The 24,712-nt window shown below is 69.0% G+C and carries 18 protein-coding genes and 4 pseudogenes; 8 read left to right on the forward strand and 14 right to left on the reverse strand.

Annotated features, from left to right (window positions below; all coding sequences use genetic code 11):
* Positions 1–9: 9 nt before the first annotated feature.
* The 6 genes and pseudogenes from ACN28I_RS36275 (at position 10) to ptsP (ending at position 4,580) form a co-directional block, all read left to right on the forward strand.
* A complete protein-coding gene (locus ACN28I_RS36275; protein ID WP_420946475.1) occupies positions 10–465 on the forward strand; it encodes a PTS sugar transporter subunit IIA in 456 nt (151 codons plus the stop codon).
* 33 nt (positions 466–498) lie between these two features.
* Positions 499–984: a PTS sugar transporter subunit IIB gene (locus ACN28I_RS36280; RefSeq protein ID WP_420946476.1), complete on the forward strand. Its 486-nt coding sequence runs from the start codon at positions 499–501 to the stop codon at positions 982–984.
* A 4-nt stretch (positions 985–988) separates the two neighbouring features.
* Positions 989–1,706: pseudogene (locus tag ACN28I_RS36285) on the forward strand (PTS sugar transporter subunit IIC).
* A 2-nt stretch (positions 1,707–1,708) separates the two neighbouring features.
* Positions 1,709–2,470 carry a PTS system mannose/fructose/sorbose family transporter subunit IID gene (locus ACN28I_RS36290; RefSeq protein ID WP_420946477.1) on the forward strand — a complete coding sequence of 254 codons (762 nt, stop codon included), beginning with the start codon at positions 1,709–1,711 and terminating at the stop codon, positions 2,468–2,470.
* 25 nt (positions 2,471–2,495) lie between these two features.
* A complete protein-coding gene (locus ACN28I_RS36295) occupies positions 2,496–2,774 on the forward strand; it encodes an HPr family phosphocarrier protein (protein WP_375768097.1) in 279 nt (92 codons plus the stop codon).
* Between the two features lie 41 nt (positions 2,775–2,815).
* Positions 2,816–4,580: pseudogene (gene ptsP, locus ACN28I_RS36300) on the forward strand (phosphoenolpyruvate--protein phosphotransferase).
* An 81-nt stretch (positions 4,581–4,661) separates the two neighbouring features.
* Here ptsP and ACN28I_RS36305 read toward each other — a convergent pair.
* The 11 genes and pseudogenes from ACN28I_RS36305 to ACN28I_RS36355 all read right to left on the reverse strand — a co-directional run bounded on the left by ACN28I_RS36305 (position 4,662) and on the right by ACN28I_RS36355 (position 19,414).
* Positions 4,662–5,192, reverse strand: a complete 531-nt coding sequence (locus ACN28I_RS36305; RefSeq protein WP_420946478.1) for an MgtC/SapB family protein — start codon at positions 5,190–5,192, stop codon at positions 4,662–4,664.
* 79 nt (positions 5,193–5,271) lie between these two features.
* A pseudogene (locus tag ACN28I_RS36310) lies at positions 5,272–5,895 on the reverse strand (MXAN_6521/LA_1396 family lipoprotein); the annotation flags it as partial.
* Positions 5,858–6,883, reverse strand: coding sequence for an inorganic phosphate transporter (locus tag ACN28I_RS36315; RefSeq protein ID WP_420946479.1), 1,026 nt, complete (start codon positions 6,881–6,883; stop codon positions 5,858–5,860). The pseudogene ACN28I_RS36310 and the gene ACN28I_RS36315, both read right to left, overlap by 38 nt.
* A 1-nt stretch (position 6,884) precedes the next feature.
* The gene (locus ACN28I_RS36320) at positions 6,885–7,511 is read right to left on the reverse strand and encodes a DUF47 domain-containing protein (protein ID WP_420946480.1); all 627 of its coding nucleotides are present in this window, start codon (positions 7,509–7,511) and stop codon (positions 6,885–6,887) included.
* 106 nt (positions 7,512–7,617) lie between these two features.
* Positions 7,618–7,971 (reverse strand): response regulator transcription factor, encoded by a 354-nt coding sequence (locus ACN28I_RS36325; protein ID WP_420946481.1) that lies wholly within the window; start codon positions 7,969–7,971, stop codon positions 7,618–7,620.
* 325 nt (positions 7,972–8,296) lie between these two features.
* Positions 8,297–10,516: a hypothetical protein gene (locus ACN28I_RS36330; protein WP_420946482.1), complete on the reverse strand. Its 2,220-nt coding sequence runs from the start codon at positions 10,514–10,516 to the stop codon at positions 8,297–8,299.
* 27 nt (positions 10,517–10,543) lie between these two features.
* Positions 10,544–12,070 carry a pyridoxal phosphate-dependent decarboxylase family protein gene (locus ACN28I_RS36335; RefSeq protein ID WP_420946483.1) on the reverse strand — a complete coding sequence of 509 codons (1,527 nt, stop codon included), beginning with the start codon at positions 12,068–12,070 and terminating at the stop codon, positions 10,544–10,546.
* Between the two features lie 26 nt (positions 12,071–12,096).
* Positions 12,097–13,710: a xylulokinase gene (locus ACN28I_RS36340; RefSeq protein WP_420946484.1), complete on the reverse strand. Its 1,614-nt coding sequence runs from the start codon at positions 13,708–13,710 to the stop codon at positions 12,097–12,099.
* A gap of 109 nt (positions 13,711–13,819) precedes the next feature.
* On the reverse strand, positions 13,820–16,477 hold the full coding sequence (locus ACN28I_RS36345) for an efflux RND transporter permease subunit (protein WP_420946485.1): 2,658 nt from the start codon (positions 16,475–16,477) through the stop codon (positions 13,820–13,822).
* A gap of 173 nt (positions 16,478–16,650) precedes the next feature.
* Positions 16,651–18,747, reverse strand: a complete 2,097-nt coding sequence (locus ACN28I_RS36350; RefSeq protein WP_420946486.1) for a site-specific recombinase — start codon at positions 18,745–18,747, stop codon at positions 16,651–16,653.
* Positions 18,748–18,838: 91 nt separating this feature from the next.
* Positions 18,839–19,414: an ABC transporter substrate-binding protein gene (locus ACN28I_RS36355; RefSeq protein ID WP_420946487.1), complete on the reverse strand. Its 576-nt coding sequence runs from the start codon at positions 19,412–19,414 to the stop codon at positions 18,839–18,841.
* Between the two features lie 243 nt (positions 19,415–19,657).
* Here ACN28I_RS36355 and metK point away from each other — a divergent pair, with 243 nt between their 5' ends.
* Positions 19,658–20,839: a methionine adenosyltransferase gene (metK, locus tag ACN28I_RS36360; protein ID WP_420946488.1), complete on the forward strand. Its 1,182-nt coding sequence runs from the start codon at positions 19,658–19,660 to the stop codon at positions 20,837–20,839.
* 113 nt (positions 20,840–20,952) lie between these two features.
* Positions 20,953–22,260 (forward strand): adenosylhomocysteinase, encoded by a 1,308-nt coding sequence (gene ahcY, locus ACN28I_RS36365; RefSeq protein ID WP_420946489.1) that lies wholly within the window; start codon positions 20,953–20,955, stop codon positions 22,258–22,260.
* Here ahcY and ACN28I_RS36370 read toward each other — a convergent pair.
* The 3 genes and pseudogenes from ACN28I_RS36370 to ACN28I_RS36380 all read right to left on the reverse strand — a co-directional run bounded on the left by ACN28I_RS36370 (position 22,226) and on the right by ACN28I_RS36380 (position 24,518).
* Positions 22,226–23,002: an FAD-dependent oxidoreductase gene (locus ACN28I_RS36370; RefSeq protein WP_420946490.1), complete on the reverse strand. Its 777-nt coding sequence runs from the start codon at positions 23,000–23,002 to the stop codon at positions 22,226–22,228. The genes ahcY and ACN28I_RS36370 overlap by 35 nt on opposite strands.
* 37 nt (positions 23,003–23,039) lie before the next feature.
* Positions 23,040–23,645, reverse strand: a pseudogene (locus tag ACN28I_RS36375) (FAD-dependent oxidoreductase); the annotation flags it as partial.
* Between the two features lie 9 nt (positions 23,646–23,654).
* The gene (locus ACN28I_RS36380; RefSeq protein WP_420946491.1) at positions 23,655–24,518 is read right to left on the reverse strand and encodes a penicillin-binding transpeptidase domain-containing protein; all 864 of its coding nucleotides are present in this window, start codon (positions 24,516–24,518) and stop codon (positions 23,655–23,657) included.
* Positions 24,519–24,712 lie beyond the last annotated feature (194 nt).

Below are 24,712 nucleotides of genomic sequence, written 5' to 3' on the forward strand. Positions count from 1 at the left end.
GAGGTGATCATGGTCGGCCTCGTAGTGGCATCGCACGGACGTCTGGCGGACGAGCTGGTAGCGACCGCTGAGCAGATCGTGGGCAAGCTGCCCTCGGTGGCGACCTGCAACATCGAGCCTGGAACCTCCGTCGAGGACCTCCGGGCGAAGATGCGGCAGGCGGTGGCCGATCTGGACCAGGGCGATGGCGTCATCGTCATGGCCGACCTCTTCGGCGGCACTCCCTGCAAGGAGTCGCTGATGATGTGCTCGGAGCGCTGTCAGTCGGGCAAGCTGGAGGTGCTCGCGGGTGTGAACCTCCCCATGCTCCTGAAGGCCAACTCGCTGCGCTCCGAGGATCTGCCGCTCTCCGAGATGGCCAGCCAGCTCGCGTCCTATGGACAGCGGAACATCACCTGTGCTTCAGCCCTGTTGCGCGAGGCCCAGCAGCGTCAGCAGCCGCAGCCGGCCGTGCCGCGAACTTGACGGCCCCCCGAGGGTGGGCGATTCGAGACTGCTGTGATCTCCCTGGTCCGCGTCGACAACCGCCTCATTCATGGACAGGTCGTCGAGGCCTGGCTCCCGCATTTGAAGGTCTCGCGCGTCGTCGTCGCTGACGACGAGGCGGCGAGCAGCCCGCTGGTGCGCGCCGCCATGGCCCTGGCGGTGCAGAGCGCCATCGAGGTTCAAATCTTCCCGCTGGCGCAGGTGGACTTCGCCGGCATCTCCCAGGACTCCATCAAGACGCTGGTGCTGCTGCGGGACGTGGCGGCGGTGCCCTTCGCCCAGGCACACGGGCTGAAGGTGGAGCAGCTCAACCTGGGCAACGTGCACTTCGGCACGGGCCGGCGGCAGGTGTCGCCGTCCGTCTTCCTGGCCGAGTCGGAGCTGCAGGCGCTGCAGCGGCTGGCGGAGGAGGGCGTGAAGGTGGAGGCGCGGGCGGTGCCGGCGGAGAAGCCGGTGGAGCTGGCGGACCTGCAAGAGCGGTGGGGGAAGGCGGGATGAGCCCGTGAGCGTGGGCTGGACCCAGGTGGCGCTCGCCGGCATCTGGGGGGGCCTCGTCGCGGTGGAGCGAAAGGCCTTCCTGCAGGCCATGTTCTCCCGGCCGCTGGTGGCGGCCACCGCCATGGGCCTGCTGCTCAACGACGTGCCCTCGGGCCTCTTCATCGGCATGTTGCTGGAAGCTCTTCCACCTGGGCACGGCCAACCTGGGTGCCTCGCTGCCGGACAACGACACGCTGTCGGCCACGGGCACCTCGGCGGCGGCGGCCACCATGGCGGCGGCCACCGGCGCGGGCTCCACCCCGGCCCTCTGGTCCATCGCCATCCTCCTCTTCATCGGGCTGGCGCGGCTGGGCCTGCAGGTGGACCGGGTGCTGGAGCGCTACTCGTCGCGCCTGGCGCGCAAGGCCATGGCCTCGGCCGAGGCGGGCCAGCTCACCCGGGCCATGCAGCAGAATCTCTGGGGCATGTGGCCGCACTTCGTCCTCTTCGGGGCCATCACCTCCGCGTGCGCGCTGTCGGGCTTCTTCCTCGGGCCGCTGCTGGAGCGGCTGCCGCTGCCGGTGCTGCGGGGCCTGGCGTGGGCCTACCCGGCCATGGCCTCGGTGGCGGCCGCCATCGCCGCGCGCGGCAGCCATGCCCGGCGAGCCCCCCTCTTCGCGGGCCTCGGGGCCGGGGTCGTCGCCCTGGCCGTGCTGCTCGTCCTGCTCCGGGAGGGCCTGTGAGCGTGGCCAACCCGCCCCTCTCCCGCGGAGTGCTGCTGCGCGTCTTCCTGCGCTCGCTCTTCCTGCAGGCCTCGTGGAACCCGCAGGGCATGCAGAACCTGGGGCTGGCCTACGCCATCTACCCCGCGCTGGAGCGGCTCTACCCGGAGAAGCAGGCGCTCGAGGCGGCGGTGCGCCGGCACCTCGTCTTCTTCAACACCCACCCCTACGTGGCGGCGGCCATCGTGGGCGGCGTGCTGTACCACGAGCAGCGGATTGCCCGGGGCGAGGAGCCGCCGGACCGGGTGGTGGCCTTCAAGGCGGCCCTCATGGGCCCCCTGGCGGCGCTGGGCGACGGCTTCTTCTGGCTGTCGCTCAAGCCGGCCACCGGGGCGGTGTGCGCGGCGCTGGTGCCGCTGCTGGCGGCGTGGGCGGCGGTGCTCTTCCTCTTCCTCTACAACCTCGTCCACCTGACGCTCCGGGCCCGGTTGTACTTGCTGGGATTGGCGTTGGGGGACAGGCTGGTGGAAGCGGTGGCCCGGGCCAACCTTCCCACCCGGGGAGCGAAGCTGCGGGCGGTGGCGGCGGCGTGCGCGGGCGGGCTGGCCACCTGGCTGGCGGTCGCCTTCGGGGCCAACGCGGGCGGCCGGTTCGCGCCCCTGTTGTCCGCGGGCTGCCTGGCCCTGGGGGTGGTGTCCTACCTCCTGGTCGCCCGTCGGGTTCCGAACTACGTGGTGCTCTATCTCGCCGCGGGACTGGCCTGTGTGGCGGGGGCCTTCTTGTAGAAAGAGTGGAGAACAGGGACTGGCAATGTCGAGCGTGGCCGAAGGGACATTCGAGATCATCAACGCGCTGGGGCTGCATGCCCGGGCGGCGGCGCAGCTGGTCCAGGTGGCCAACCGCTACAAGAGCGAAGTGACGCTCCTGTGCGAGGGCCAGAAAGCCAATGCCAAGTCCATCATGGGTGTGCTGATGCTGGCGGCGGCCCAGGGCATGGAAGTAACCGTGACGTGCAAGGGGGACGACGCCGAGGCGTGTCTCCAGGACATCCAGAAGCTCATCGCCAACAGGTTCGGCGAGTCGAAGTGAAGCCAGTTACGCGGCGAGCCGCCGCAGACGAAGAAGGGACCGTGAGCAGCCAGGCCACCCCCACGTTGAGTCTCAAGGGCATCGGCGCCTCGCCAGGCGTGGCGGTGGGCCACGCCTACATCCTAGACCGCAAGCGGGTGCGCACGCCCAAGCTGCGGCTGGCCGAGGCCGAGGTCGACCCCGAGCGGATGCGGATGAAGACGGCGTTGGACCTGTCCGACCGCCAGCTCTCCGAGGCTCAAGGAACAGATCACCCGCTCGGAAGGGCCCGAGCACGGCCTCATCATCGAGGCGCACCGGTTGATGCTCCACGACCCGATGTTCGTGGACGAGGTGAACCGGCTGATCGTGGAGGACCGCATCAACGCGGAGTGGGCGGTGCGGCGGGTGGCGCGCAAGCTCAAGCACCTCTTCGACAACATCCCGGACGAGTACTTCCGGGAGCGGCGCTCGGACGTGGAGTACGTGGCGGACCGGGTGGTGCGCAACCTGATGGGGCAGGTGGTGGACGAGGAGGTGACGCTGCCGGACCACGCGGTGGTGGTGGCGCACGACCTGTCTCCCGCCGACACGGCGATGATGGCGCGCAGCGGGCGGGTGGCGGGCTTCGTCACGGACCTGGGCGGTCAGACGAGCCACACGGCCATTGTCGCGCGCGCCCGCTCGACGCCCGCGGTGGTGGGCGCGGGCCGGGCCAGTGAGCAGATTTCGCCGGGAGACCTGGTGGCGCTGGATGGCACGCGGGGCCTCGTCTTGGTCAACCCCACGGAGGATCAGCTCAAGCACTTCCACGAGACGATGCGCCGCCACCAGGAGATCGAGGCCCGGGCGCTGGAAGCCAAGGACCTTCCGGCGCAGAGCACGGACGGCTTCCGCATGAGGCTGGTGGGAAACATCGAGTTCCCGGAGGAGATCCAGTCCTTGCTGGAGCACGGCGCGGAGGGCATCGGCCTGTACCGCACCGAGTTCATGTTCCTGGACCGCAAGAGCCCTCCGACGGAGGAGGAGCAGTACCGGGCCTACCGGCAGGTGCTGGAGGCGATGGGCGGCAGGCCCGTGACCATCCGCACGCTGGACCTCGGTGGAGACAAGGTGCCCGGCAAGGGCAAGCACGAGAAGGAGCCCAATCCGGCGATGGGGCTGCGGGCCATCCGCTATTGCCTGGCGAACCGGGAGCTCTTCCGGGTGCAACTGAGGGCGCTGCTGCGCGCGAGCGTGCACGGGCACATGCGGATGATGTTCCCGCTCATCTGCGGCATGAGCGAGCTGCGCGAGGCCCGGAGCGAGCTGGAGGCCTGCCGCACGGAGCTGGGGCGCGCGGGCGTTCCGATCGGCAAGCGCTTCCAGGTGGGCATCATGGTGGAGACGCCGAGCGCGGCCCTGATTGCCGACCGGCTGGCGCAGGAGGCGGACTTCTTCTCGGTGGGGACGAACGATCTCATCCAGTACTCGCTGGCGATCGACCGGCAGAACCGGGACGTGGCGTACCTCTACAAGCCGTTGCACCTGTCGGTGCTGCGCTCGCTGCAGAACATCGTGACGGCGGCCAAGGGGGCGGGAATCCCGGTGGCGATGTGCGGGGAGATGGCGGGCGACCCCCTCTACGCGCTGGTGCTGCTGGCCATGGGCTTCGACGAGCTGTCGATGACGGCGGGGCAGATTCCGACGGTGAAGGGCATCATCCGGGAGGCGAGCCGGGCGGATGCGCAGCAACTGCTCGAGACGGCGATGGACCTGACGACGGCGGAGGAGATCGAGCGCTTCATCCGCACGGAGATGGACCGGCGCATGGGAGAGCAGCCGTAAAACGGTGAGCGCCCCCTCTCCCTCGGGAGAGGAGCCCCCCGTCGTTCAAAGGGGGGCAAGCCCCCCGGGGTGGGGGTCTGCCTACTCCCGCGGTTTCACCGTGCCCTCGTCATTGTTCACGGGCTCCCGTGAAGACAAATCCCGGTCCGCGATGAGCCCGTGCTTCTTGCGGAAGCGGCGGATGGCACGCTCGAGGAAGCGCAGGCCGGCGAGGGCGAAGAGGGCGAGCCCCACGGTGGCGAGGGCGAGCACGGGGACGCCCATGCCCACGGCGAGGCCGACGGAGGCGGTGAGCCAGAGGTTGGCGGCGGTGGTGAGGCCGCGGATGCTGGCGCCGTGGCGGAGGATGGCGCCGCCGCCGAGGAAGCCGATGCCGACGACGACCTGGCTGGCGATGCGGGTGATGTCGGCGCGGACCTCGTGGTGCGTGTCGGCATCCAGGGGCTGCTCGGCGAAGAGGCTGGTGAGGGTGAAGAGGCAGGAGCCGAGGCAGACGAGGATATGGGTGCGCAGACCAGCGCTCTGCCCGCGGACCTCTCGCTCGAAGCCGAGCGCGAAGCCGAGTCCGAAGGAGATGCCGAGCCGGATGAGGGCGGTGCTCTGGTCCACCATGGGCGGCTACTCCCCGAGGCTCGATCTTCTCCTCGACGTCCGCGTCATTCAGCTGGGGGCGCGGGAGGGTGTCGAGGGTGGCGCTGAGGAGGCGGAAGGTGGGGCCCACGTAGGGGGCGACGCCGTCGCCGAGCTCGCGGGTGTACTGGACGGTGAGCTCCTTGTAGCGCTCATCCTCGGAGGGCCAGCTTCCGGCGGCCTCGGCGGCCCAGACTTCCTGGCCATCGCGGCAGCGCAGCAACTGGGCCTTCACGGCGGCCTCGACGCCCTTGCCGGAGCGCTTCACGTCGGGGGAGAGCCAGAGGATGCCCTCGATGCCCTCGACGCACAGGCCCTTGTGGGAGGTGTCCTCGGGGTTGCCGGCGATGGCGAGGTTGGCCTTGGCGATGAAGTCGCGGTTCTGGTTGACGTAGCGGCGGGCGATGAGGCTCCACAGCTCGCCCACCTCCTGCTTGCCCTCGGGGAGCGGCTGGGTGACCACGGCCAGCCGCTTCACCTGCGTCTTGTCCACGGCCTCGTAGTCGGGGCGGACGCGGCTGCTCCTCACGGTGGCACAGCCGGCGAGCAGCACGAGTCCCAGCACGAGCGCGAGTCGGTTCATCGTCGGTTTCCTCTCCCGGCCCTGCTCCCGGCGCGGGAGAGGGGCGCCCGTTTCTACACCACTCTCACCCCACGGCCATGACGACGAGCTTGGACAGTCCATAGACCAGCACTGCCATGAGCGCCGAGGCGGGGATGGTGAACACCCAGGCCCAGATGATGCGGCCGGCCACGCCCCACTTCACCGCGCGCCAGCCCTTGGTGGAGCCCACGCCGGTGATGGCACCGGTGATGGTGTGCGTGGTGGACACGGGGATGCCCAGCTTCGCCAGCGCGATGATGGTGACGCCTCCGCCCGTCTCCGCGGCGAAGCCGCCGATGGGCGCCAGCTTCGTGAGGCTGTGACCCATCGTCTTCACGATGCGCCAGCCGCCGAAGAAGGTGCCCAGCGCGATGGCCGCGTGGCACGAGATGATCACCCACCAGTCGATCTGGAAGGGCCGGTCCTTCCAGATGGTGCCGAAGAGCACCACCGCGATGATGCCCATCACCTTCTGCGCGTCATTGGTGCCGTGGCTGTAGGAGAAGATGGCCGAGGACACGAGCTGCAGGCGCCGGAACCACGAGTCCACCTTCAACGGCGTCTGCTTGTGCACCGTCCACGTGCTCACCACCATCAGCGCCGTGCCGAGCACCATGCCGATGAGCGGCGAGAGCACGATGAAGAGGGCGATCTTCGCGATGCCCGCGCCCACCAGGCCCTGGAAGCCCAGCACCGGCAGCGTGGCGCCAATCATCCCGCCCGCCAGCGCGTGCGAGGACGAGGACGGCAGGCCCCACCACCAGGTCAGCAGGTTCCACGCGATGGCGCCCATCAGCGCGGAGAAGATGACCAGCAGCACCGCTTGAGAGCCCGCGGCGCGCAGCATCTCGAAGTTGATGATGCCCTTGCCCATGGTGTTGGCCACCTTCACCCCACCGCCGAAGGCGGCGATGAAGTTGAAGAAGGCGGCCCATGCGACGGCCAGGTTCGGCGACAACACGCGCGTGGACACCACCGTGGCGATGGAGTTGGCCGCGTCGTGGAAGCCGTTGATGAAATCGAAGATGAGCGCGACCGCGACGATGAGGATGACGGCGGTGAGCAGCATATTACGAGTGCTCCAGGACCACGCCTTCGATGACGTTCGCCACACCCTGACACTTGTCCGTGGCGGTCTCGATGAGGTCGTAGATCTCCTTCCACTTGATGATCGTCAGCGTGTCCGCCCCGCTCTTGAAGAGCCGGCCCAGCCCCGCGCGCAGCGCCTCGTCCGCCTGCGTCTCCAGCCGCTTGATCTCCTTGCAGCCGGCGAGGATCTGCTCGGGCTTCTTGATGAGCCGCAGCGCCGCCACCACCTCCTTCACCTTCTCGGCGCTGAGCACCAGCAGCCGCGCCAGCTCGGTGGCGTCCGGCAGGCTCGATTGAATCTCGTAGTAGTGGATCCGCGACGCCGCGGCGTTGGCCAGATCCAGCACGTCGTCGATGCGCGACAGCAGGGTGTGGATCTGCCCCCGGTCGAACGGGGTGATGAACTGCTTGTGCAGCCGGTTGAAGGCGGTGTGCGTCACTTCATCGCCCTTGTGCTCTATGTCCTTCAGGGCCTGCACCTTGGTGGCCACGTCCTGGAAGTCGCTCAGCAGCGCATGCAGCATGCGGGCGCCTTCCACCGTGACAGCACACTGGGCATCGAAGTCGTCGAAGAACTCGTCCGACTTGGGCATCAACTTCTCGAGCATCGCGCTTCTCCTGGGCCGGACGCGATGCGTCCCGTCACCCATCCGTTGCGAGGGGGTGACTACAACACCTGTGGATAAGTACCAGCATGAAAGATGCGTGGGTATTTCAAGGGGTCCCCAGCAGCGCGGTCACCCGCGCCACCACCTCCTGAACCTTGAAAGGCTTGAGAATCACCTCAACCCCTTGCACCCGGGAGTGGGCGTCCGGACGGGCGGAGATCACCAGGACGCGCAGTGGGCTCGTGGCCGGGTCCGCTCGCAACTGGCGGTACAACTCCGCCCCGTCCATGTCGGGCAGCATCAGGTCCAGCAAGACGAGGTCCGGCAGGGCCTCGCGCACCCGCTCCAGGGCCTCCGCTCCTGTATGCGCCTGGGTGGTCGTGAATCCCGCCCGCCCCAGGTTGTACGCCAACAGCCCCGCCAGGTCCGGCTCGTCATCGACGATCAGGATGTGCGGCATGCGCGGACTGTAGGGCCGTCCCCTCCCGGCCCTCGTGACACTTTCGTGACACGTGGGCCGGAGCCGCACTCGCCGCTCAGGTAATCCACTGGCCGAGCGACTCGAACACCCACTGGCCGTTCTCCAGCCGCGCCAGGTATCTCCCCCCGCGCCAGCGCTCGTCCCAGGTGATGAGGGCCTGGTCTCCCGCCGCGTTGAAGAGGAGCTCGACGCTCAGGCCGAAGAAGCGGCCGAAGCGCTCCTGGGCCTTCGTGCAGCCTCCTCGGACGTGAGCACGAGGGTGCGCGAGGTCATCTGCACGCCGCGCAGGCCGCCACGGTCCATCTCAAGGAAGGTCGCGTCGTAGCGGGACTCCGGCGTGGTGCCCTTCGGCAGCCGCAAGGGCTCCGGGGCGCCCTCCTCGTCGGGCAGGCCCACCAGCAGGGCCTTCGGGACGTCCTCCCCGCCCTTCACTCTGGCGAGGAAGGCCGGCAGCAGCCGGGCCCCGGGGCTCTCCGCGCCGCGTTGGACGGCGGGCACGTGCGGGAGGGGATCCTCCCCGTCGGAGACGCCATCGGCATCGGTGTCCGCGGCGGCCGGGTCGGTGAGGAAGCGCTCCTCGACGAGGTCCGGCAGCCCATCCGCGTCGGAGTCCTTCTGGAAGCTCGGGGAGGCTGGCCTGGAGGAAGAGGTTCTTCTTCTCCCGCTTCGTCTTCAGGCCGAGGGGCGGGAAGGTGATGCTCTTCTCCTCCAGCTCGCGCACGGAGGCCTCGAGCCGGAGCGTGTCTCCGTCGAGCATGGGGAGCGAGGACTTCTTCGCGAGCTCGTAGGGCCTGTATTGCCGCAGGCCCGTGTAGAGGATCGAGCCCCACGTCTTGCCCCCATCCCGGGAGTCGAGGAGCCAGTAGCCGCCGCCGGAGACCTCGCCCGCCGGGTCGAGCCGCTGCGAGAGGGCGAGGAGCAGGATGCGCTCGCCGGAGCGCTCGGCGCGCAGGGGACGGAAGCCCAGGGGCGGCTGGAATCCGCTCTGGATGGGCCTCCAGCGCAAAGCCGCCTTGTTTCTGGGCGCCTTGGCCAGGGGATGCTCGGTGAAGGGCGAGGCGGACGGTGCGGCGAGCAGCTCGCGGATGCGGGCGGCGAGCGGGTCGGGCTCCGCGGCGGGCGTACTGTCCCCGGGCTGCTTCGGAAGGGCCGCGAGGGCGGACTCGAGCCGCGCGAGCCGGGCCTTGCCGGCGGCCTCGAAGGTGGCCCGCGCGCCGTCGAGGAAGGAGAGGTGGGTCCGCAGCGGCACGGGGTCAGGGTCCTCCCGCTCGGCCTCCACCGCGTCGCTCAGGTGCGAGCGCACCTCCTCGGGGTAGCGGGACTGGAGGGCCTGAGCGAGCAGGACGTTCCACGGGTACGTGAGGACCCGGCTGCAGCGCGCATCCGCGACGAGGAGCGGAAACGGGTCGGCCCCGGGCTCCGGCTTTTCGGGCTCTGGCTTCAAGAGGACGGAGAGGAGGGCGTGATGGACCTCGGGCGAGCAGTCCTCTCCCCGTTTCCGGAGCCCCGAGGGGGCCGGAGCCGCGTGGGCGAACCAGTCCGCCGCCGCCCGGGTGTCACCACCGTGGAGCAGGGCCGCGGCGAGGCCGGGGCGGAGGTCTCCCGGGGTTTGCTCCTCCACGCGCTCACCTCGATTGGAGCTGTAGCGGTAACGGGCGTCCTGGACGCTCCATCTCCCCGCGAGAAGCCCCTCCCGCGCCGTGGCCGGGAGTTGCCGGGCCAGCTCCACCGCGAGCGCGGGCTGCTCTCTCATCAGGAGATTGCGGAGGAGCCGCTCGGCCAGTGCGGTGGGGAAGTCCCCGTCTTGACGGGCGCGCAGGGTCTGGAAGGCGGCGAAGTAGAAGAGGGTGGACTCCCCGCTGCTCTCTCCCAGTCCGAGCGCCTCGAGCGCGCGCGGCAGCGCCTCGGGCTGACGGCTGACCGCGAGGGCGGCGAGTGAGACGTTCCATCCGCCGAGCCCTTCGCCCAGGCGGGAGAGTTGGAGGGCGGACTCGACGGGAGCGGGTGCGGCGTTCAGGGCCTCGAGGAAGCGCGCCTCATACTCCTGTGCCGGCAACAGGTAGCTCTGGGGCAGGGTGAGGATGGCCGTGAGCACGGCGAGACTGCCAGGGGCCTCGCGCGCGGCTTCCACGTAGGAGTCCAGCGCGCGCCGGACCTGCTCGGGAGTGAGCGTCGCGAAGGGGTCGCCCGGCGGTAAGGCCACGAGCTGGCCGAGGAGCAGCGCTCGCGCCGCGGCCGCGTTCAACGCGTACCGCTCCCTCAGCTTCGCGATGGCGTGGGCGGGCTCGGGGCGCTCGAGCGCGGCCTGCACGATGACCCGGTAGGGGTCCTCCAGGTCCAGGCGCTTGAAGCGCCACTCCGCCTCGAAATCCGGGGGCTCCTCCAGCTTCCCAAACTTCCGGAGGAGCCCGCGCAGCCCGGCATCACTGGGAGGAGGGGAGGCCGCGAAGGCGGGGCTCGCGAGCCCGAGGAGGAGCAGACTCAACAGCCACGGGCCCACGACGGACACACCTTGGTTGCGCATGCGCTCCCCCTCCGATGGACGTTACCCTCAGACTTTGTAGATGAGGTCCATGTACTTCTTGAGCAGGTCGCTCAAGAGCCCCCGGAAGGGCACCGTGCCCGCCATGCCGTAGACGGGCGCCATGGTGCCCTTCTCCTCCGGGTGGGCGCGCACGTGCTCGACGGCGGCCTTCAGGTCCTCGAGGAAACGCTCGGCCACGCCGGGCTGCGTGTGCCGCTGGGTGACGCACAGGTGCACCGCGGCCGGCTTGTGCAGCCCGTTGAGGCTCCAGCCCTTCTCGCCCATGTGCTCCATCACCTTGTAGATGTCCACATTGTCCGAGCCAAACGCGATGACGAAGAGCGGCTCGCCGAGCACGTGCAGGCCGGGGATGGAGCGGATGCCGCGCTTGAGGGTGTCCGCCGTCTCCAGGATGCGGCGGGTGGCGTCCAGGTAGCCCGCCTCGCCGGTGGCCACGAGCGAGGCCCAGGCCGCCGCGATGAGGGCGCCGGGGCGGCTGCCGGAGAAGGTGGGGGAGAAGTAGATGCCGCCGGGCCACTCGGTGGCGGTGAAGTACTGGTACGAGCGCAGCGCGGTGCCTCGGTACAGCACCACGGACGTGCCCTTGGCCGCGTAGCCGAACTTGTGTGTGTCCGCGGACATGGACGTGACGCCGGGCAGCCGGAAGTCGAAGGCCGGCACCGGGTAGCCCAGCTTCTTCGCCCAGGGCAGCACGAAGCCGCCCAGGCACGCGTCGGTGTGGAAGCCGATGCCCCGCTTGCGCGCCAGCTCCGACAGCTCCTCGATGGGATCGATGACTCCGTGCGGGAAGCCCGGCGCCGAGCCGATGAGCACGATGGTGTTGCGGTTGATGGCCTTGCGCGTGGCCTTCACGTCCGCGCGGTAGTCCGGCCCCACGGGCACGCGGACCATCTTGATGCCGAAGTAGTGCGCGGCCTTGTCGAAGGCCGGGTGCGCGCTGGAGGGGGCCACCATCTCCGGGCGGGTGATGCCCTTCGTCTCGTGCGCCCAATCCCGGTACGTCTTCATCGCGAGCATGATGCTCTCGGTGCCGCCCGAGGAGAGCGCGCCGCAGATGTGCTCCTCCGGGGCCCTGCCCGCGTTGGCCTCGGTGGCGCCGAGCATGTGGGCCGTCATGGCCACCACCTCGGCCTCGAACTTGGTGGCGCTCGGCCAGAGGTCCGCGTGCAGCGGGTTGCTCTGCGAGTTGAGGGCGTACACGCGGTTGAGGAAGTCGATGTGCCCGGAGTCACCGTGGTACACGGCGCCCGACACGTAGCCCTCCTTCCAGCGGTCCTCCTCCTTCTCGCGCATGTCCTCCATCTGCTTCAGCACCTCCTCGTGCGAGAGGCCCTTGGCGGGGAGCGTGCTGAAGGTGGGCGTCTGGCCGCGGTAGGGCTTCAGTCCGCCCTCCAGCCCGGCCAGCATCGAGTCCGTCTCCTTCGACAGCCGGTCTCGCAGCAGGGGGACGTTCTTGAGGTAGCGCTCCGCCGCCGACAGCAACCGGGGCGGCATGCGGTTGAGGAGGTTCGTTCCGAGCTCGGGCAGATCCATGGTGTTCCTGTGCTCCCGTGGCCGTCTCAGGCGCTCCGCACCCGATTGAGCCGCGCGAAGATGGCCTTGTTGGACTTGTAGAGGTTCACGAATTCGCGGAAGAGCTCGTCATAGAGCCCGCGGTTCTGGGGGTTGGGTTCGAAGGTGTGGGCCACGGGGACGAGCGAGGGAATCTCGTCCACGGTGAGGTGCCCGAGCGCCAGGGCCGCCTGGAAGGCCGCGCCGCGGGCGTTGGCGAGCACGGGCTCGTCCACCTGTTGGATGCGCCGGTCCAACACGTCCGCGATGATCTGACACCACAGCTTGGAGCGGGCCCCGCCGCCGATGATGCGGATGGAGTCCAGCCTGCGGCCGACGAACTTCTCCACGTAGGTGAAGAGCCAGCGCGAGTTGTAGGCCACGCCCTCGAGCACGGCGCGCACCATGTGCCCGCGGGTCGTCTTGAGGGACTGGTTGAAGAAGCCGCCGCGCAGGCGCTGGTCGTCCACGGGGCTGCGCTCGCCGTTGAGCCAGGGCATGAAGATGAGCTTGTCGCTGCCCGCGGGGATGCGCTCGGCCTCCTTCTCGAGGACCTTGTAGAGGTTGGCCGAGGCCTGGCCCTGGTCATCGGTGTTGCCGTCGCGGGCGAGCTCCTCGTGGCCGAAGAGGATGTTGTCCTTGAGGAAGGACAGGCAGATGCCGGCGGACTCCTGCTCGTTGGTGAGGAGGTAGCGGCCCGGCAGCGCGGAGGGCAGGGTGCCCATCTGGTGGAAGACGTCCGTCTTCTTGTAGGGCAGGTGGCAACTGAGCCAGGAGGACGTGCCGATGCACAGGTGGGCCTCGTGGTCGCGCACCGCGCCCGAGCCCACGGCGGCGGCGAGGATGTCCGGAGCTCCGGTAATGACCTGGACCTTCTCACTGAGGCCCAGGGCACGGGCGGCCTCGGGCTGGAGCGGGCCGAGCACGCTGGCGGCCGGCACCAGGTCGGGCAGCTTCTCGCGCGGCAGGCCCGTCATCTTGAGCAGGCCCTCGTCGTAGCGGATGCGCTGGAGGTCGCGGTTGTCGGTGACCCAGTGCAGGGTGATGGTGTCGTAGGAGGACGCGAAGCGGCCGCTCAGCCGCAGGTTGAGCCAGTCCTTGGGCTCCAGGAACTTGTAGGTGTCGCGGTAGAGCGCGGGGTGCTCGTGCTTCAGGTAGAGGATGTGGCCGAGCGGGTCCTTCCCCGAGAGGGTAGGCGCGCCACCGGTCCTCCGCACCCAGGTGAGCAGGCGGGCGATGCCGAAGCCCTCCACGGGCATGAAGCCGTGGGCGACACGCCGCACGTGGGTCTCGCCGCGCGAGTCCATCCAGATGATGGCGGGACGCAGGGGCTTGCCGCGCTCGTCGACGGCGACGGTGCCGGACCACTGGGAGCTGATGTTGATGCCGACGATGTCGTCCGCGGAGACGACACCCTTGTCCAGCAGGCGCCGGGTGCCGCGGATGATGGCGGACCACCAGGCCTCGGGGTCCTGCTCGGCGCCGCCGTCGGGCAGCAGGTGGAGCTCTTGCGGCTCCACCTCACCGCCGAGGATGGTGCCCCGGAGGGTGACGGCCGCCAGCTTCACGGCCGAGGTCCCGAGGTCGATGGCCAGGATGGAAGGGTTACCGGAAGTGGGCACCCCGGTAATGTAACGAGCCCGGGCCGGGAAGTGACTATTCGTGTCACCTTCCACGGCCCGGGCTCTTTCTCATCCGGCGAGACCTGGCCGCTGTCTCAGCGGGAGTGCGTCAGGCCGCCTCGGACTTGTCCTTGCTGGAGGGCGACGCGGGGGGCGTGTGCGCCACGCCGTCCTGCACCTTGCGCGGCAGCCGGTCCCACATCACCTGCATCACGGCGGCGAGCACCGTGAAGGACACCACCAGCGTGGTGATGAGGCCGATGCACGCGACGATGCCCATGGACTTCAGGCCGTTGTGGCTGGCCGCCATCAGGGCGGCGAAGCCCGCGGCCGTCGTCAGCGTGGACGAGGCCACCGCGGCACCCACGCTGCGCAGCGCCACCACGGGCGAGGTGCCCTCCAGGAAGCGGTGCAGCAGGTACAGGCCGTGGCTCACCCCGAAGCCCAGGAGGATGGGCAGGATGATGATGTTCATGAAGTTCAGGTGCAGGTCGAACGCCGTCATCAAGCCCAGCATCATCGCCAGACCCACCGTGAGCGGGATGACGGAGGCCAGCGCCAGCTTCACGTTGCGGAAGTCCAGGAAGTGCATCACCAGGATCCACAGCGTCACCAGGAGCACGGTGAGCTGGCCGTCGCCGAGCACGATGCGCGCCAGCCGCGCGAAGAGCTGGGCCGCGCCGGCCGCCCGGCGCACCTGGGCCTCGGCGATGACGTTGCCCTGCGCATCCTTCACCTCGGGGGTGGGGATGTTGTTCGTCTGGTCCACGAACGTGAGCATCTTCTTGCCGTCCCACAGGTCCACGCTCGGGTAGATGAACGTGAGGTAGCCGTGGTTCTCCGGCTTCGTCTCCGGCAGGTGGCGGAACTGCGAGGCGTAGATCTCCGGCACCCCGTTCACGTCGTAGGGCCGCGCCTCCAGCATCTTCTTGCCGAGGGCCGCCATCTCCTGCACGTCCGGGGGCAGCGACTCCACGTCGATGTCCTTGAGCTCCTCCTGCCACTCCTGGAGGATCTTCGCGTTGGCCGCGGCCGTCTCCGGGGGAGGCACGAAGGTGTAGATGCTCACCACCTGATCGATGGCGGAGTACTTCGTCTTGCGCTTCTCCGGATCCTCGAGCTCGTCGTAGACGGCCTTCGCCTCCTCCAGCGTCCGGGTGTAGACGGCGATGGGATCGGCGGACATGTCGAAGCGCTCGCTGATCTCATCCTGCAGGCGCACCGACGTCTGACCCTCGGGGATGAGGGCGCGGCTGTTGTAGTTGAAGCGGATGCCGGCCTTGACGCGGTCCATGAAGGAGGCGGGCTTGTCCGTGGGCACGTCCACATCGCTCCAGGGGATGGCGATGGCGCACAGGATGGCCACGACGACGGTGCTGATGGCGAGCATCAGGCCGGGCTTGGGAACGCGCAGCTCCTTGCCCGTGCTGGCGTTCTGCGTGGCCGGCGGCTTCATCTCGCCGATGAGCTTCTTGGGCAGCTCGGGGTTGATGCGGCCCGCCAGCGCCAGCAGCGCCGGGCTCCAGGCGAACAGCAGCACGCCGATGATGAAGGTGCCGCAGCCGGCCAGGAAGCCGAACTGGCTGAAGCCGCGGAACTCGCTGACCATCAGCACGAAGAACGAGCCCGCCGTCACCACCGCGGACACCAGCGCCGGCCGGCCCGCGTTCACCACCGCGTCCTGGATGGCCTGGTCATAGGGCTTGCCCTGGCCCAGCTCCAGCCGCGTGCGGAAGATGAAGTGGATGCCGTAGTCGATGCCGAACCCCAGCAGCAGCGCGCCGAGGATGCTGGTGATCATGTTGAGCTCGCCCACGGTGATGTAGGTGAAGCCCATGGTGATGACGGTGCCGATCACCGTGCCGATGGACACGATGAGGGTGGGCACGAACTTGCGGAAGGCCAGGATGGTGATGAGGAAGATGGCCGCGAACGCCAGCAGCGACACCGGCTCGAGCGACTCCTCGATGGCGTACGAGTCGTCCACCGCCGTCTTGTAGGAGCCGGTGAAGCCGTAGGCGACCAGCGACTTGTCGCCCATCTTGCCGTAGTCCTCGACGACCTCCACGCCGTTGGCCTTCGCGCTCTTGGAGTAGGCCGCGATGTCCTTGCGCAGCTTCTCGACGTAGACCTTCGTCTTGGCGAGCTGGTTGGAGTCCCACATCGGCTTGATGAGGATGAGCAACATCTTCCGGTCCTTGGAGATGTAGTAGTCATCCCGGATGCTCTTCTTGCCGACGCTGCTGTACTTGTCGACGAGGTCCTGCATCTCGAGCTTCACCGGCTCGGTCTTCTGGATCTCGATGAAGAAGGGGTTGTTCCGGCGAAGCTGATCCTTGAGGTACGCCATGATGCGGCGCTTGCCCTCGGCCAGGTCCTCCGTCTTGATGAAGAGGCCCATCTGCTGCTGCACGAACTCGACGGGCACCTTGTAGGTGATGAAGCGGACGTTCTCCTTGTCCGCCAGCAGTCCGGCCGCGATGTCGTCGGCGGCCTTCTTGAGCGTGGGCTCGTCCTCGCCGCGCAGCGCCAGCATCAGGTAGCCGCTGCCACCGACCATGTCGATGACGCGCTTGACGTCCTGAACCTCGGGCAGATCCTGCGAGATGAGGTCGAGCTGGTTGGAGTTGATGGTCAGCTTCGAGGTTCCCCACAATGACGCGCCGGTGAGGGCGAGGATCGCGAGGATGACGAGCCCGGGCCTGCGCACCATCAACTTGGCGTAGGCGAGAGCAAAGCGGGGCGTCTTGTGGGTCGAGTCACTCATGCGGCGCGGACCCTACCGGAGAACCGCCCTCTTCAGAAGCACGGCGAGATGCCTCGGCTGCCCGGCCGCTGCCTGCTTTCTCCCTCTCAGAGGGGCTTGGATGACGGGGAAGAATATTCCCGCGGTCTCCGAGCCTGGGATTACAACCAGGGTGGACTTGGAAGACCCCTACCTCAGGCCCGAGGCGGCAACAGGAAGGCCCGGGGATCTCTCAGGAAGCGCGCGCTCATCAGCCGCACCAGCCGCAGCATGTCCCGCACCGGCACGTCCCGCGCCCGCAGGGCCACGGCCAGGGCGAGCGAGAAGGACACCCCGAAGTTGATGGCCAGGGTGATCCCGATGCCTCCCAACGCCGCGAGGAAGCCGGGCTGAAGCACCGCCGTGGCCCCCAGGGCGTACCCGGCCAGGCACAACTGCCCGAAGGACAGCGTCACGTGCCGCACGTCCAGCGGCAGCCCGAAGAAGTGGCCCACCACCGGTGGCAGCGCCAGCAGCACGCCGATGCTCACGTTGCCCCCCAGCCCGGCGATGTTGCGCGAGAAGAGGCCCGCCAGCTTCTTCGCTCCCGCCTCGCCCAGCGCCCGCCGCAGCACCCGGTGGTGCGCGAGGGCCTCGGGGATGCGCCGGTACACCGCCCAGTTCTCCAGCCAGCCGGCCACGAGGCTGGACAGCCACAGCAGCACGCCCGTCAACGCCGCGTAGAAGATGGTGCCGCTGCGCCAGGGGTGGAGCGCGTCCACCACGTAGTGGGCCTGGGCCGCGTTGAGCAGCGGGTGCCCCTTCCACCACGCGAAGGCCATGGACAGGCCCACCGCCGCCGGCAGCACGGTGCCCATGTTCCCCAGCGCCGTGGCGATCTGCGAGCGGGTGATGCGGGGGATGAGCTCCATCAGGTGCGACAGCCGCCCGCCCGTGCCGCCCTGGCCGATGGCGCTCCCCAACGTGGCCGCCGTCATGGACGGCTGCTTGGTGGCCAGCGTGGAGCCCGTCACCTGCATCATCAGGAAGCTGCCCACGTAGGTGCCCGCCAACGTCAGCCCGTAGAAGAAGGGCGCCAGCGCGAGCGTGGCCGCGTACAGCTTGAGGATGGCGGTGACGGCGGTGATGAGCCCGCCTCCCGCCGCCGAGTGCACCATGTGGTGGTACTCGGCCCGCGTGGTGGTGATGTAGTGCTCGCCCGAGTGGCCCGCGCGCTCGATGACCTTGCGGGCCAGCAGCCGCGCGTTGCCCGCCACCACCGCGCGCACCGAGCGGTCCGTGTGGGCCCGGCGCAGCAGGTCCGCCACCAGCACGAGCCCCTCGCGCCAGTGGGCCTCGCCCGGCGCCGCGCCCAGCACCCGGGCAATGGCCTCCATCCGCTCCAGGCTCCGGCGGATGCGCTCCAGCCGGTACACCAGGTCCACGCTCACCCCGTACTGCTCGAGGTGGCTGGTGACGATGGCCACCACCTGCCGGCACTCCTCCACCACATCGCCCAGCTCCCGCAGCGAGTCCGGCGCGGCGTCACGGGCCTGCACGCCCTCGCACACCCGGCGCAGCTTCAGGAAGGGCGAGGCGCGGAAGGACACCTCCGGACAGCGGTCCCTCACGTCCTCGGTCAGCCCCAGGGCCGCCGCCTGCACGGCGAGCAGGCACAGGGCATCCACCAGCGAGGCCCGCACCACCTGCGCGGGCCCCCTCACCGGAGGCTGGGTCCCCCCCTGCAACAGGGCGGAGAGCCGCGCCAGCAGCTCCGGGGGCAGGCCCTCCAACCAGGCCGCGTCCTCGGGCACCGGGAAGAGCCGCAGCAGCAACTCCGAGAGCTGGTGGTTCTCGGGCGGCGAGGGCAGCAGGCGGCGTGCGAGCCGGTCCGACACCTCGCCGAAGAAGCCCAGCCCGGCGGGCAGGCCCACCTGGGAGAAGAGCTTCAGTCCGCTCGTCGCGGCCATCACCTCGCGCACCAGGACGGCCACGGGCTCACGGGCCGAGGCCCGCGTCTCCAGCACACGCACCAGCAGGGCCAGGCGTGTCACCGCCGCGGGGGCCTCGGGTTCCACGGGCTCCATCAAGCCGAGGGCGGGCGTGGGATCCCGCAGCCAGGCGACGAAGCGCTCCACCCACTCCAGGCGGGCTTCCAGGCCCTCCGAGGGGACTTCGGCCAGCAGGTGCTGGAGGTCCCTCACCGCGGGGTGCCCCGGGGCTCGCGGGGCGAACTGCACGCAGAAGGCGTCCACCTCGCGGGAGGAGCGCCCTTCGCGCACGGGGTCGGGCTGGAGGAGGGGACGGGACATCGGCCCCTCCTCTCTACTTCACCTGTCCCCGCGTACAACCTGCTTCTCCTCCGGGCGCCCGGTTACCCGGCTCCTGGAGCGGAAGGCACGGCTACTTCTTGGTCAGCTCGGCTTCCTTCGTGCGCATGAGCTGCAGCAGGTGCTCCCAGCCGCCCTGCTTCATGATGGGGCGAACCTGGTCGTCGCGGATGCCGGTGAGCATCGAGTCGCCGAGCACCGCCACGTCCAGCACCTTCCAGCCGCCCTGGCTCTTCACCACGGAGTACTGGAGCTTCATCTCCTGCTTCTTCAGCGGGTGCTCGATGACGACGGTGGACTTCACCTGCGCCTTGTCGCCCTCCACCGCCGGGTCGTCGTAGGTGATGGACGCGAGGTTCTTGAAGTTCTCGCGCACCTTGGGGAAGGCGATCTTCGCGAAGAGGCTGTTGAAGAGCCTGGTGAACTCCTTGCGCTGGGCCTCGGTGCCCTTGTCCCAGTCCTCGCCGAGCAGGAAGCGGCCCTGCTCCTCGTTGGCGAGCTGCTTGAGGGCGATGTCGTCCTTGTTGTAGCGCACGGACTGCACGACGGTCTTCACCGGCTTGGCCACGGGCTCATTGGGCGCGGCGAGCGCCGGGAGGGCAAAGGCGAGGGTGGCCAGCAGGGTCAGGGAGCGGAGACGGGCGTTCATTCAAGTCCTTCCTTCAGAGGGCTGTCTCTGTAGCGCAATGGAACGGCTGGGGGCGCGCGAAATTCACGCGCCATCCGGCGCGGGGCCCGGGGGGTGGGCTGCCTGCCAGGTGGGCCCGCCTCACGACTCGCCGGCGAATTTTCTACCTGCCTCCGTGTTTGACTCCCCTGGAGCCCAACGTTTAGTGTCCCCGCTCTTCACGCCGTTGACGTGAGCAGTATTCCCTCCGAAGCCGAAGACGACATGCCGACCGACTACCTGTTCACCTCCGAATCCGTCACTGAAGGGCACCCGGACAAGATCGCCGACCAGATCTCCGACGGCGTGCTGGATGCCATCCTCTCCAAGGATCCCCAGGGCCGCGTGGCCGTGGAGACCCTGGTGAAGACGGGCCTGGCCATCGTCGCCGGCGAGGTGACCACCAACTGTTACGTCGACATCCCGAAGATCGTCCGCAGCACGATCTGCAAGATCGGCTACACCGACAGCTCCATGGGCTACGACGGCAACACCTGCGGCGTCATGGTGGCCATCGAGGGCCAGAGCCAGGACATCGCCCGGGGCGTGGACAACAAGAAGGAGCAGGGCGCCGGCGACCAGGGCATGATGTTCGGCTTCGCCTGCGACGAGACGCCGGAGCTGATGCCGGCCCCCATCCACTACGCCCACGCGCTCACCCGCCGCCTGTCCGACGTGCGCCGCAAGACGCACGACTGGCTGCGCCCGGACGGCAAGAGCCAGGTCACCGTCGAGTACCGCAACGGCCGCCCGGCCCGCATCGACGCGGTGGTGGTCTCCACGCAGCACTCGGATGACGTCTCCAACAAGCGCATCCACGAGGCCATCCGCGAGGACGTCATCGCCAAGGCGCTGCCCAAGAAGCTCATCGACGCCAAGACGAAGATCTACATCAACCCCACCGGCCGCTTCGTCATCGGCGGCCCCATGGGCGACTCCGGCGTGACGGGCCGGAAGATCATCGTGGACACCTACGGCGGCATGGGCCGTCACGGTGGCGGCGCCTTCTCGGGCAAGGACCCGTCCAAGGTGGACCGCTCGGCGGCCTACATGGGCCGTCACATCGCCAAGACGGTGGTGGCCGCGGGCCTCGCGAGCCGCTGCGAGGTGCAGGTCTCCTACGCCATCGGCGTGGCCGACCCCGTGAGCGTGCTGGTGGAGACCTTCGGCACGGCCACCGTGCCCGAGGAGAAGATCCAGCAGGCCATCAAGCGCACGTTCGGCCTCAAGCCGCGTGAGATCACCGAGTACCTGGATCTGCTGCGGCCCATCTACCAGAAGACCGCCGCGTACGGTCACTTCGGCCGCTCCGAGAAGGAGTTCTCCTGGGAGCGCACCGACAAGAAGGACGCCCTGCGCGAGGCCGTCGCGGGCCCCGCCGGCACCTCCCGGCTGAAGGCCGTCTGAAGTCCCTTGGCGGACCGTCAACGCTGATCCGCCCGGATTGTTGAAACGCGCGTGAGCCCCGGTAAGGCTCACGCGCGTTTTCTTTTTCTCCACTCTCTCGAAGGATGCCCCCCATGGCGAAGGTCGTGAGCCTCAAGAAGCGAGCGAAGGTCAATTTCGCGCCGGTGCACGCGGACATCAAGGATCCCCTCCAGGCCGAGAAGGGCCGCGGCCGCATCGAGTGGGCGGGCCGCACGATGCCGGTGCTGAACCAGATTCGCGAGCGCTTCGCCCGGCAGAAGCCGCTGAAGGGCGTGCGGCTGGCGGCGTGCCTGCACGTGACGGCGGAGACGGCCAACCTGGTGATTGCCCTGAAGGAGGGCGGCGCGGAAGTGGCCCTGTGCGCCTCCAACCCGCTGTCCACCCAGGACGACGTGGCGGCCGCGCTGGTGGTGGACCACGCCATCTCCGTCTTCGCCATCAAAGGCGAGGACAACGACACCTACTACCGCCACATCCACGAGGCGCTGAACACCCGGCCCCAGCTCACCATGGATGACGGGGCGGACGTGGTGGGCGTGCTGCACAACGAGCGCACGGAGCTGCTGGAGCACGTCATCGGCGGCACCGAGGAGACCACCACGGGCGTGGTGCGCCTGCGCGCCATGGCGAAGGAGGGCGTGCTCAAGTACCCCATCATCGCCGTCAACGACGCGAAGACGAAGCACCTCTTCGACAACCGCTACGGCACGGGCCAGTCCACCATCGACGGCATCATCCGCGCCACCAACCGGCTGCTGGCCGGCAGCGTCTTCGTGGTGGCCGGCTACGGCTGGTGCGGCCGGGGCCTCGCGATGCGCGCCCGCGGCATGGGCGCCGACGTGGTCGTCACCGAGGTGGACCCCACCACCGCGCTCGAGGCGGTCATGGACGGCTTCCGCGTCATGCCCATGAGCGAGGCGTGCCGCATTGGCGACTTCTTCTGCACGGTGACGGGCAACATCGACGTCATCCGCCAGGAGCACTTCGAGAAGATGAAGGACGGCGCCATCGTCTCCAACTCGGGCCACTTCAACGTGGAGATCGACCTGAAGACGCTGCACAAGCTGTCCAAGGGCCGCGCCGTGCTCCGCGAGTTCGTGGAGGAGTTCACCCTCAAGAGCGGCAAGCGCATCATCATCCTGGGCGAGGGCCGCCTCATCAACCTCGCCTCCGCCGAGGGCCACCCCTCCAGCGTGATGGACATGTCCTTCGCCAACCAGGCGCTCTCCAGCGAGTTCATGGTGAAGAACCACCGCAAGCTGGAGAAGAAGGTCTACGCGGTGCCGGAGCACCTGGACCAGGAGATCGCCCGGCTGAAGCTGCGCGCCATGGGGGTGAAGATCGACAAGCTCACCCCCGGGCAGCTCAAGTACCTGGGGTCCTGGCAGGAAGGGACCTGACCTTCTCCAGCGCGTCGTAGGTGGCCGTCTTGTAGGCCTCGGAGAGCGTGGGGTAGTTGAAGCACGTCTCCACGAAGAGCCGGGCGCTGGCGCCCGTCATCAGCGCCAGCAGCCCCACGTGCACCAGCTCCGAGGCCTGCTCGCCCAGCACGTGCACGCCCAGCAGCCTCAAGTCCTCGCGGCGGAAGAGCAGCTTCAACAGGCCGTAGCTCTCGCCGATGATCTGCCCGCGCGCGTTGGTGGAGAAGTGGGCCCGGCCCACCACGTACGGGATGTCCTTGGACGCGAGCGACTCCTCCGTCTCGCCCGCCATGGACACCTCGGGGATGGTGTAGATGCCGTAGGGCAGCACCGGCGCCATCTTGTTCGCCTCCAGCCCGAATGCGTGCATCACCGCGATGCGCGCCTGCTCCATGGACGTGGACGCCAGCGCCGGGAAGCCGATGACATCCCCCACCGCGTAGATGCCGGGCACCGCCGTCTGGTACTCGGGCCCCACCTCCACCTGGCCTCGCGCGCCCAGCTTCACCCCCGCCGCCTCCAGCCCCAGCCCCGCCGTGTTCGCCGAGCGCCCCGAGGCCACCAGCACCTGGTCCACCTCCAGCCGCTCGCCATCCTTCAGCGTCAGCCGGATGGGGGCATTGCGGTCCGACGGCACCTCCACCGCCTCCACCGTCTGCCCCAGCCGCATCCGGACTCCGAGCGCCTCCATCCGCCGCTTCAGCAGCGCGGAGAAGCTCATCGTCCAGGAAGGGCAGCAGCTCGGGCTTGGGGTCCACCAGCGTCACCGGAATCCCCAGCGCGGCGAACATGCACGCGTACTCGGAGCCGATGACGCCCGCGCCCACCACCACCAGCGCACGCGGCAACTGCTGGATGTCGAGCAGCTCGTCCGAGTCGTGCACCCGTGGGTCGCCAAAGGGGTAGAGCGGCGGGCGGTAGGGCGAGGAGCCCGTGGCCACCAGGATGACGTCCGCCGTCAGCTTCCGCTCCGGCTGGCCCTCGCGGCTCACCACCACCGTGTGCGCGTCCGCCAGCGTGCCCCGGCCGTACACCAGCTCCACCCCGTGGCGCTTCAGGTCCTCGAGGATGCGCTCGCGCTCACTGCCCTTCACCCGCCGCTCCCGGTAGAGGAAGTCCGAGACGGTGGTCTCGTGGGACAGTCTGGCCTCCACCCCGTACAGGCCCCGCTGCCGGAAGCCCGAGAGGTACAGCGACGTCTCGCGCAGCGTCTTGGAGGGAATGGTGCCCGTGTTGGCCGCCGTGCCGCCGGGCACCGGCTCCCGCTCCACCACCGCCACCCGCTTGCCGTGCAGTGCCGCGTGCACCGCGCCCTTTTCGCCAGCGGGGCCGGAGCCGATCACCACGAGGTCGTAATGCGCCATGGCCGGACGCTACGCGAGCCGTCCGGTAGGGAGGAAGGGCCCTGAATGGGTGGTGTTCGCCGCCCGGTCCTTCAGTCGAGCACTCCGAGTGACTGGAAGCTCGTCCACCGCCGCGTGCAGCGCCACCGGGCCCTCGCGGCGCTCGCCCGTCACCAGGCTCGCGAAGACGTACTCCCCCTTCGCCGAGCGCACGTGCCCCACCAGCCAGCTCACCTCCCCGTCCTCCTTCGTGTTCGTCGTGCCCGTCTTCCCACTCACCACCGCCCCCGCGCTCCATGGCCCCGCCAGCCGCTTCGTCCTCTCCGTCACCGTCTCCGGCGTGTACAGCAGCATCCGTTTCACTGCTTCCCGCGTCCGCTCGCTCACCGGCAGCTCGTTCCGGTACAGCCGCGCCAGGAAGCGCACCTGCTCCTCCGGCGAGATGCGCAGCGGGCTGCCCAGCCAGAAGGTCGTGAGCTCGCCGGAAATGTCCTCGTTGCCGTAGTTGAAGCGGTGCAGCCAGTCCTTCATCCGCTCACGGCCGATCTCCTTCGCCGTCCCCTGGAAGAACCACACCGCCGAGTAGCGGATGGCCGACTCCAATGAGTGGTCCCGGTTCCAGACCGCGATGGAGCGCTTCTGGCCGTCCCACTTGCGCTCCGCCGCCGGGTCCTTCACCACTCCCGTCTCCAGGGCGATGAGCGCGTGCGGCACCTTGAAGGTCGACACCGGGGGCATCCGCTTCTCGCAGCGCTTCGCGTCATTTCGCTTCAGCTGTCCGGTCTTCAGGTCCAGCAGCACGAAGCAGCCCGGGTGTTTCTTCGCGGGCGCGGGTGGTTGGGCCAGGGCAGGGGTGGCCAGGAGGAGGAGGGCGGTCAGCAGGGCTCGGGTCATGAGGGCTCCAGTGTGAAAGGGGGTGCGCCGCCCTGGAGCAAGGTGTGGGCCAGGGTCGCTCTTCGGGGCACAGCGGGGAGAAGCGCGGGTGGGGTTCGGGGGGCGCGGCTTCGTGGCCTCGGATCCGTGGTTCTCCGCCCGCGCGGCCTCTCAGGGGCTGGAATTGTTGGATAACCGTCCGGACCCGCGGCTTG

The sequence above is a fragment of the Archangium gephyra genome (assembly GCF_049060025.1).
In the GTDB taxonomy this organism is placed as follows: Bacteria; Myxococcota; Myxococcia; order Myxococcales; family Myxococcaceae; genus Archangium; species Archangium gephyra_A.

Bases quoted from the DNA above. Each gene is read 5' to 3' on its own strand.
- ACN28I_RS36275 (WP_420946475.1), top strand. From the start codon at position 10: ATGGTCGGCCTCGTAGTGGCATCGCACGGACGTCTGGCGGACGAGCTG.
- ACN28I_RS36295 (WP_375768097.1), top strand. From the start codon at position 2,496: ATGTCGAGCGTGGCCGAAGGGACATTCGAGATCATCAACGCGCTGGGG.
- ACN28I_RS36305 (WP_420946478.1), bottom strand. From the start codon at position 5,192: ATGGTGGACCAGAGCACCGCCCTCATCCGGCTCGGCATCTCCTTCGGA.
- ACN28I_RS36315 (WP_420946479.1), bottom strand. From the start codon at position 6,883: ATGCTGCTCACCGCCGTCATCCTCATCGTCGCGGTCGCGCTCATCTTC.
- ACN28I_RS36320 (WP_420946480.1), bottom strand. From the start codon at position 7,511: ATGCTCGAGAAGTTGATGCCCAAGTCGGACGAGTTCTTCGACGACTTC.
- ACN28I_RS36325 (WP_420946481.1), bottom strand. From the start codon at position 7,971: ATGCCGCACATCCTGATCGTCGATGACGAGCCGGACCTGGCGGGGCTG.
- ACN28I_RS36330 (WP_420946482.1), bottom strand. From the start codon at position 10,516: ATGCGCAACCAAGGTGTGTCCGTCGTGGGCCCGTGGCTGTTGAGTCTG.
- ACN28I_RS36335 (WP_420946483.1), bottom strand. From the start codon at position 12,070: ATGGATCTGCCCGAGCTCGGAACGAACCTCCTCAACCGCATGCCGCCC.
- ACN28I_RS36345 (WP_420946485.1), bottom strand. From the start codon at position 16,477: ATGAGTGACTCGACCCACAAGACGCCCCGCTTTGCTCTCGCCTACGCC.
- ACN28I_RS36350 (WP_420946486.1), bottom strand. From the start codon at position 18,747: ATGTCCCGTCCCCTCCTCCAGCCCGACCCCGTGCGCGAAGGGCGCTCC.
- ACN28I_RS36355 (WP_420946487.1), bottom strand. From the start codon at position 19,414: ATGAACGCCCGTCTCCGCTCCCTGACCCTGCTGGCCACCCTCGCCTTT.
- metK (WP_420946488.1), top strand. From the start codon at position 19,658: ATGCCGACCGACTACCTGTTCACCTCCGAATCCGTCACTGAAGGGCAC.
- ahcY (WP_420946489.1), top strand. From the start codon at position 20,953: ATGGCGAAGGTCGTGAGCCTCAAGAAGCGAGCGAAGGTCAATTTCGCG.
- ACN28I_RS36370 (WP_420946490.1), bottom strand. From the start codon at position 23,002: ATGAGCTTCTCCGCGCTGCTGAAGCGGCGGATGGAGGCGCTCGGAGTC.
- ACN28I_RS36380 (WP_420946491.1), bottom strand. From the start codon at position 24,518: ATGACCCGAGCCCTGCTGACCGCCCTCCTCCTCCTGGCCACCCCTGCC.